The following is a 7,526-nucleotide window of genomic DNA, read 5'->3' as shown; positions in this document are numbered from 1 at the left end:
GGTCCTCCGTTACGTGCTCTTTGCTTTCGGCGATCCTGAAGGCCTGATCTGGATGTATTATCTGGGTATTCTGCTGCACGGTATCTGTTACGATTTCTTTTTCGTCACCGGCCAAATCTATGTCGACAAAGCAGCCGGGGAGAAAATCCGCGCCAGCGCCCAGGGGTTTATCACCCTGATCACTTATGGCCTCGGCATGTTGATTGGAGCCTGGGCTTCTGGCCTGATCGTAAAATCGTTTGAGACGGCAAACCCGACTGGAGAAATCCTTCGCGAATGGTCGAGCATTTGGCTTGTGCCAGCCGGTATGGCCTTAGTCGTGATCATTTTATTTGCGATTCTTTTCAAGCATCGTGAGACTTCCCCCGCGGCTTAGGCGGGAGTTGCCCGGCAGCCAAACCCCTTCTCAAATTTCATGCGAGCGTTTACCCGAGCCTGTTCGATCGGTTTTTTCATCGGTGTCAGTTTGATGGAGGCCGTTTCTGAGACGCCTCCCCATATCCTGCTCATTCAAGTCGACGATCTTGGATACGGTGATCTTGGACTCCACGGGAACGAGATCATCCAGACACCTCATTTGGATCGCTTGGGTGAGGAATCGATGCGTTTCAGTCAGTTTTATGTGCATCCCCTGTGTGCGCCGACCCGCGCTTCCCTCCTGACGGGACGGCACTTTTGGAGGACCGGTGTCCATGGGGTGCATGGGGCAACTGATTTCCTTCATTTGGATGAAATCACGGTGGCAGAGGTCTTGAGGGAGGCGGGCTACCGCACCGGAATGTGGGGCAAGTGGCACAGCGGCAAGACGGACGGGTATTTTCCCTGGGATCGAGGTTTTCAGGAAGCTTTTATGGCAAGGCTTTATCGCTACGAGGATAACGTAGGGATGTTCAATGGCCAAGCTCGGCAGACCGCTGGATGGACACCAGCGGTTTTGACCGATTTTGCGATCGAGTTTCTCTCCCGTGAGACCAGCCAGCCGTTTTTTGGATATCTCTCTTATCTCTCTCCCCATGGGAAGTGGGCGGCACCCGAGGAGTATGTCGCGCCTTACCGGAGGGCTGGCTTCACCGAAAATTCAGCCAAGCTTTTTGGTATGATTACCCATTTCGACCACCATATCGGCCGTCTCATGGGGGCGATTGACGAGTTAGGCTTGCGGGATTCCACTTTGGTCATCTTCCTCAGTGATAACGGCCCGGCTAGAAGGGTGCCGGGGCAGCCCATTCCGGACGAGGAGTGGGAGAAACGCAACGAGGCCCTGCAGTTGCGTGGCCATAAATCAAATCTCTATGAAAACGGGATTCGGTCGCCCCTGTTTTTGCGCTGGGGGAATCGCCTGGTCGCAGGGGAGGACGCCGCTTTGCTTTCAGTGATGGATCTTCTGCCTACCTTGGCGGAGTTGGGTGGTGGGAACGTCCCCTCGAACTTGGATGGAACGAGTTTCGCCCGTCTTTTGCTGGATGAAGAAGCCACTTGGCCCGAGCGAGAGCTCATTTTTTCCGGTTCCCAGCCCAAGCTGCCTGAGGGCGTCAGCAAACAGGTGCTTCCTTTACCGAAAGGAAAAATCGAATCGGACACTCAACTTCTGGGTTGGCGGACGGGCCACGAAAAGTTTCTCAAGCAAGGCGCTAGCGCGGAGTGGTTTCATCTGCCCAGCGATCTTCGGGAGGAGAGGAACCTCGCGAACGAGAGGCCCGACTTGGCCCAGGCACGAAGGGCTCACCTGAACGCTTGGTTTGAAGAAGTCTTGGCAGACAGCCGCTCCTTTGCTCGACCGATTTTGCTGGTCGGCCATGAGGGGGCCGGTCGGGTGGAAATCCCGGCCTATTGCCTGGCTGAGACCAAGGGGGGGGTGCGAAATGGTTCGCACAGCCTCAATCGTTGGAAGGTTGCTGGCGACGCGGCCGTATACCATCTCGATGTGAAAACCCCCGGAGCCTATGCCATTGAGATCCGCATGGAGAATCCAGTGCCATCCGGCACGCGATTCCAGGTAGCTTTGGGAGAGCAACGTATCTTTTGCTCGGCTCTGGCTGATGGCCCGGCCGGGGTTTTGACTGGAGAGGCCGAAATCGATATGCCAAGAGGAGCAGGGGAGTTGCAGGTGGAACTTCTGTCGACTCTTCCCTCCGAAAAATCGATGTCCTCTCTTATTTTACGACGTCTCTAACCCCCACCCCTCTATGCCCTCTATGAAACCAAAAGAAGCCTTCTTGATTCTCAGCATCGGTCTTTCTGGCTCCACCTTGAGCCTGGCTGGCTTGGTCGATCCCGATGCCACTCCCGAAACCGTCGCTCTCTTTGAGCGGATGAAAGCGATTCCGGACGATCGCATCCTATTCGGTCAGCAGCACGCCACCTGCTATGGCATTGGTTGGGAGAACACGGACGGAACTCGCTCCGATGTGAAAACTCTGACCGGCTCCCACCCAGCTGTCTATGGTTGGGATATGGGGCATTTTGGTTCGAACGATGACCGAAGTTTGCTGATCGAGGCGCACGAGCGGGGTGGGATCAATACCATTAGCTGGCACATGCATAATCTGCTGACTGGTGAAAGGTCTTGGAGTGGGGGAGAAGGCGTCATCGCGGCCCATCTGCCGGGTGGCGAAGTGCACGACAAACTGAAAGCGAAGCTGGATTGGTTCGCGGAGTTTGCGGGGACTCTAAAAGATGGTGAAGGAAAATTGATACCGATTATTTTCCGGCCTTGGCATGAGCATACCGGCGGGTGGTTTTGGTGGGGTCCGAATGGTGGTTCCGATGAGGAGTTTACGGCGCTTTGGCGATTCACCATAGAATATCTCCGCGATGTGAAGGGCGTGCACCATTTGCTTTACGCCTACTCACCCATCCAAGCGAAGTTCGAATCGGTTGAGGATTACATGACGGTCCGTTTCCCAGGGATCGATTACATTGATGTGGTTGGCTTTGACACCTACAGCAAGATCCCGGAGCGTTTGGCTGAGCGATCCGCGATCGTCGCTGAAGTCGCCCGGCAGCACGGGAAGTTTGCCGCCATTTGCGAGTTTGGTATTTCCAAGGGTTTGGACAACCACGATGATCCGAATTGGTTTATGAATGTATTGAACCACTTCAAAGAAGTCGAGGGTTCCGGTGGCATCGCCTACATGCTGACTTGGCGAAATGGGAGCAAGGAACGCTTCTGGGTGCCCTACGAAGGCCATGAGAACGAGGCTGATTTCAAAGAATTCGCGGCTGATCCATTCATTGTTTTAGAAAACGATCTCGCTGATCTCTGAGTCCTCCAGTGCCATTCTTTTGAAAGCAGACATGAGACGCTCCCACTCTATCCTACTTCTTTGGTCTCTCCTTCTTCTGGCTCAAGCTAGCCTGGCGGGAGCCGAGACACGTCCCAATATCATTTGGATTTTTTCCGATGATCATGCCTTCCAAACAATCGGGGCCTACCAAGGGCGCTTCGCCCATTTGGATCCCTCCCCGAATATTGATCGCCTCGCACGAGAGGGCATGCGTTTTGATCGGTCCTATGTCTGCAACTCGATCTGCGGGCCGGCGAGAGCCGCCATTTTAACAGGCAAGCACAGCCATTTGAATGGCTTCATGGACAACAAGTCTCGCTTTGACGGTTCACAGCAGACCTTTCCGAAATTGTTGCGGCAGGCCGGCTACCTGACCGCGGTCATTGGGAAATGGCATCTCGCGAGCGAGCCAACCGGTTTTGATCACTGGGATATCCTGCCAGGCCAGGGCCATTATTACAATCCCGACTTCATCAATGCCGGGGGCAAGTATCGGGAGCCAGGCTACGTCACTGAGATCATCACCGAAAAAACCCTAAAATGGCTTGAGGACCGAGATGCCTCCAAGCCTTTCATGCTGATGATGCAGCATAAAGCGCCGCATCGAGAATGGTCGCCCGCCCCGAAATACCTCACCCTCTATGACGACGTTACAATGCCTGAGCCGGATAATCTCTTCGACGATTACAGCAATCGGGCTTCGCCGGCCATGAACCAGGATCTCTCTCTCGCCAAGACGATGACTTATGGGAAAGACCTGAAGATCCAAGAGCGGGACGAGAAAGACACCTTAAAAAAGCGGGTCATAGGCCGTATGAGTGCAGCGCAGCGAAAGGCCTGGAATGCCGCTTACCAACCAAAGAATGAGGCCTTTTTGGCAGCCAATCTGAAAGGAGAGGACTTGGTTCGCTGGAAATACCAGCGTTACCTGAAAGATTATCTGCGCTGCACCAAGTCAGTCGATGATTCCGTCGGCGAGGTCATGGACTGGTTGGAGGAAGCCGGCTTGGCCGAAAACACCATCGTTTTCTACAGTTCGGATCAGGGCTTCTACATGGGAGAGCACGGTTGGTTTGATAAGCGCTTTATGTATGAAGAGTCGTTTCGGACGCCTTTGGTCGCTCGCTGGCCCAGCAAGGTTCCGGCTGGATCGGTCAATGAGGACCTGGTGCAAAATATCGACATGGCAAGCACCTTCCTTGAATTGGCCGGGGTGGACCGCCCTTCTGATTTGCAGGGCGTGAGTGTGGTGCCCTTGTTGAAAGGGCAGTCCCCTTCGCAGTGGAGAGACCTGCTTTACTACCATTACTATGAGTATCCCGGCCACCACAGTGTCAGGCGCCACGAGGGGGTCTTCGATTCCCGATTCAAGCTGATTCGCTTCTACGGCAAAGGCGTGCAAGGAGGAGAAGAGTGGGAGTTCTTCGATTTGGAGAAAGACCCTTCGGAGATGAATAGTGTGTATTCGAACCCGGAGTATGCGCCCAAGGTGGAGGAAATGAAGATCAAGCTTGCGGAGCTGCGAACGAAGTATCAGGTGACCGAGGAGAACACTCGAGTCAGGAAAAGCGGCTGAGGTCTTCCGTGTGGACGCGCCCTAAAATGATAGAACGATAGAATGAAACCCTTTCGCAATGGCAGATGAAACACCTCGCTAAGTCTTTTTTGTTCCTGTCTCTACTCGCGACGAGCGTGGGAGCCCGACCACTTTTCCCTTTGGACAATGCTTTTGCGGGGGAAGAGTCTTCCATGGAGGAGAGGGTGGCGCTTCTCAAGGGGCTAGGGTTTCCAGGGGTGGTCACGGAACTCAAGACTTTCACCTCCGAATGGGGCCAGGCCTTGCGGAAGTCCGACTTGGAAGTAGCGGCGACTTACCTTGTTTTGAAGCCCGGAAAGAACGGCATCGTGGTGCCGAAAGGGGTTGCCAGCCATCTCGCTGAGTTCAAGGAGACGAAGACCCAGGTCTGGGTCACGGTGGGGAAGGTGCGCAAATTTGAGGTGACGGAGGCGGAGGCGCTGGCAGCGATTTTGCAAGTGGCTGATCTGGCGCGGGAAAACGGGCTCAAGACGGTGATTTATCCTCACTACAGTTTTTTCACTGACACCAATGAAAGAGCTTTGCGCTTGGCCCAAGCCGCGGCTCGTGAGGATGTGGGAGTGGCGTTCACCCTCTGCCATTTTCTGAGACAGGAGGAGCCCGAGGCCATGGAAGCGACCTTGGAGGCGGCGGCCGGTCATTTGATGGCAGTGCAAGTAAATGGGGCCGATGCGCAGGGGAAGCAGACGGGAGATTGGTCGCGATTGATTCTGCCCGTGGGCCAGGGTGACTTTGAGTTGGGTCGAGTCTTGAGCCAGCTAGATGAGATGGCCTATGAGGGTCCGATCACTTTGCAATGCTATGGCTTGAGTGAACCAGCGGCGGCCCATTTAGCAGCCTCGGCGGAAGCGTGGCGAAAGCTCACGACCAAGTGAACGGCCTTAGCGAACCTCGAACTCTTGTCTATGATGAATCGCCGAAATTTCCTTAAGAAATCCACTCTGGCGGCCGCGGCGCCCTGGGTGGTGCCGTCCTCCGTGTTGGGAGCCAATTCACCCTCCAATCAAATCACGCTGGGGTTCATTGGAATGGGGGGACAAGGCAAGGGCCGAAATCTCAAGGGTTTCATCACCCAAGACCGGGTTCAGGTCTTGGCGGTATGTGATTGTGATCAGACGCGAGCCAAACAGGCGAAAAAAATCGTCGATAAGACCTACCAGAATAAGGATTGTGCAATGTATCAGGATTTTCGTGAGCTGCTGGCTCGCGACGATCTCGATGGCATCGTCATTTCGACTCCTGATCAGTGGCACGTGCCGATGTCGCTGATGGCGCTGGAGGCTGGCAAGCATGTATTTTGCGAAAAACCCTCCCTCACGATCACGGAAGGTCGAGATCTTGTGACAGCGTTTGCAGCCAAAGATCGCGTCTTCCAATGGGGCATCGAGGACCGTTCGCTTGCCAAATACCACTGGCTGGCAGGGTGGGCCCGCAGTGGACTGCTCGGTGAGGTCTACGAGGTCAACTGCACGCTTCCCAAACACGAGCCCTTCAAGCGGGAGGATCCGGTGGCAGTGCCAAAGAACTTGGACTGGAATCTCTGGTTGGGCCCGGCCCCTTTCGTGGATTACACCCCGAGCGCCCTGGATATGTTCCATTGGCGGTTGAATAGCGACTATGGTGGCGGGATGCTGACCGACTGGGGAACCCATTTGTGTGACACGGGTCAAATCGGATTGGGCTTTGATAGTACGGGCCCCGTCGAAGCCTTTGGCAAATGTCGCGAACTCGACCCGAAAGTTTGGAACACCGACACGCCCGTCGATTTCGAGGTCACTCTGAAGTATGCCAATGGCGCACAAATGCATGTGAGTGATAGCTCGACTTACAAGGAACTTCTCTTGGAGTTCAAAGGGACTGATGGCTGGGTGAAATGCACCGGGTGGTATGGGGTCCTCGAAGCAAGTGACCGGGAAATCCTACGGACTCGCACCTTTGGCCCGGAAGCCAACTACTGGCCCCAGCCGAAAGTGGAGCATGAGGACTTCATCGATGCCATCGTGGCAGGTCACAAAGAGACGGCCTATCATCCGGAAGCGGGCCACCGTCTCTGCAGCGCGCTCCACTTAGGTCACTTGGCGTTGCGCGAAGGTCGCACCGTGGGTTGGGATCCTTTGACCGAGTCGTTCACCACCGACAAGGCAGCGAATGAAGCGAGTGTCATCTACCGGAGGCAGGCCCGCGATTGGGAGAGTGCCTAATACCAACCTCCAGAATTCACTGGAAGAATGGAGGGGAAGTGTTGTGGGGAAGAGGCGCTGAAGCGCGGGGAAGGGAGAGCCGGTGTCTTTCGAGCCAGCCCAGCGTTGCTCCTCGGTTACGGTGCCTGCACTGCGCCCTCGTCGCGCCTTGGTCTGGCCCGAAATCCACTCGGCCATTCTACCAGCCAATTCTGCAGCTTGGTATAAGAAGCGGTCTCGCAAATAGAAGTCGTATTCTTTGTGCGGTGTGTAGGAGTCATCGATGAATAGGGTAGAGCACCAATGGGATATCGCGAAGACCATCCCAGCAGAAGCTCCCCGAAAACTACGGTAGCAAGCTTTCCCCGGTGGCCCGCGGGGGCCCCGCCCCGCGGGGGGGGGGGGGGGTTGGGGGTTGGTGGGGGGCAAACCAGATAGGTTTAAGGGCAGGACAAGGGGGGG

6 protein-coding genes are annotated in these 7,526 nt (G+C 55.4%); all 6 read left to right on the top strand.

Annotation, left to right across the window (positions count from 1 at the left end; all coding sequences use genetic code 11):
• On the top strand, positions 1–376 hold a 376-nt coding region (locus AAF555_12130; GenBank protein MEM6912313.1), incomplete at its 5' end, for an MFS transporter.
• 39 nt (positions 377–415) lie between these two features.
• The gene (locus tag AAF555_12125; protein MEM6912312.1) at positions 416–2,173 is read left to right on the top strand and encodes a sulfatase-like hydrolase/transferase; all 1,758 of its coding nucleotides are present in this window, start codon (positions 416–418) and stop codon (positions 2,171–2,173) included.
• A 22-nt stretch (positions 2,174–2,195) separates the two neighbouring features.
• Positions 2,196–3,266 (top strand): glycosyl hydrolase, encoded by a 1,071-nt coding sequence (locus tag AAF555_12120; protein MEM6912311.1) that lies wholly within the window; start codon positions 2,196–2,198, stop codon positions 3,264–3,266.
• 31 nt (positions 3,267–3,297) lie between these two features.
• The gene (locus AAF555_12115; GenBank protein ID MEM6912310.1) at positions 3,298–4,863 is read left to right on the top strand and encodes a sulfatase; all 1,566 of its coding nucleotides are present in this window, start codon (positions 3,298–3,300) and stop codon (positions 4,861–4,863) included.
• A 65-nt stretch (positions 4,864–4,928) separates the two neighbouring features.
• A complete protein-coding gene (locus tag AAF555_12110) occupies positions 4,929–5,759 on the top strand; it encodes a TIM barrel protein (GenBank protein MEM6912309.1) in 831 nt (276 codons plus the stop codon).
• 30 nt (positions 5,760–5,789) lie between these two features.
• Positions 5,790–7,085: a Gfo/Idh/MocA family oxidoreductase gene (locus AAF555_12105; GenBank protein MEM6912308.1), complete on the top strand. Its 1,296-nt coding sequence runs from the start codon at positions 5,790–5,792 to the stop codon at positions 7,083–7,085.
• Positions 7,086–7,526: the final 441 nt, after the last annotated feature.

Source organism: Verrucomicrobiota bacterium (assembly GCA_039027815.1).
Classification (GTDB): Bacteria; Verrucomicrobiota; Verrucomicrobiia; order Verrucomicrobiales; family JBCCJK01; genus JBCCJK01.
This window is presented reverse-complemented; position numbering and strand designations above follow the sequence as displayed.

Bases quoted from the DNA above. Each gene is read 5' to 3' on its own strand.
- AAF555_12125 (MEM6912312.1), top strand. From the start codon at position 416: ATGCGAGCGTTTACCCGAGCCTGTTCGATCGGTTTTTTCATCGGTGTC.
- AAF555_12120 (MEM6912311.1), top strand. From the start codon at position 2,196: ATGAAACCAAAAGAAGCCTTCTTGATTCTCAGCATCGGTCTTTCTGGC.
- AAF555_12115 (MEM6912310.1), top strand. From the start codon at position 3,298: ATGAGACGCTCCCACTCTATCCTACTTCTTTGGTCTCTCCTTCTTCTG.
- AAF555_12110 (MEM6912309.1), top strand. From the start codon at position 4,929: ATGAAACACCTCGCTAAGTCTTTTTTGTTCCTGTCTCTACTCGCGACG.
- AAF555_12105 (MEM6912308.1), top strand. From the start codon at position 5,790: ATGATGAATCGCCGAAATTTCCTTAAGAAATCCACTCTGGCGGCCGCG.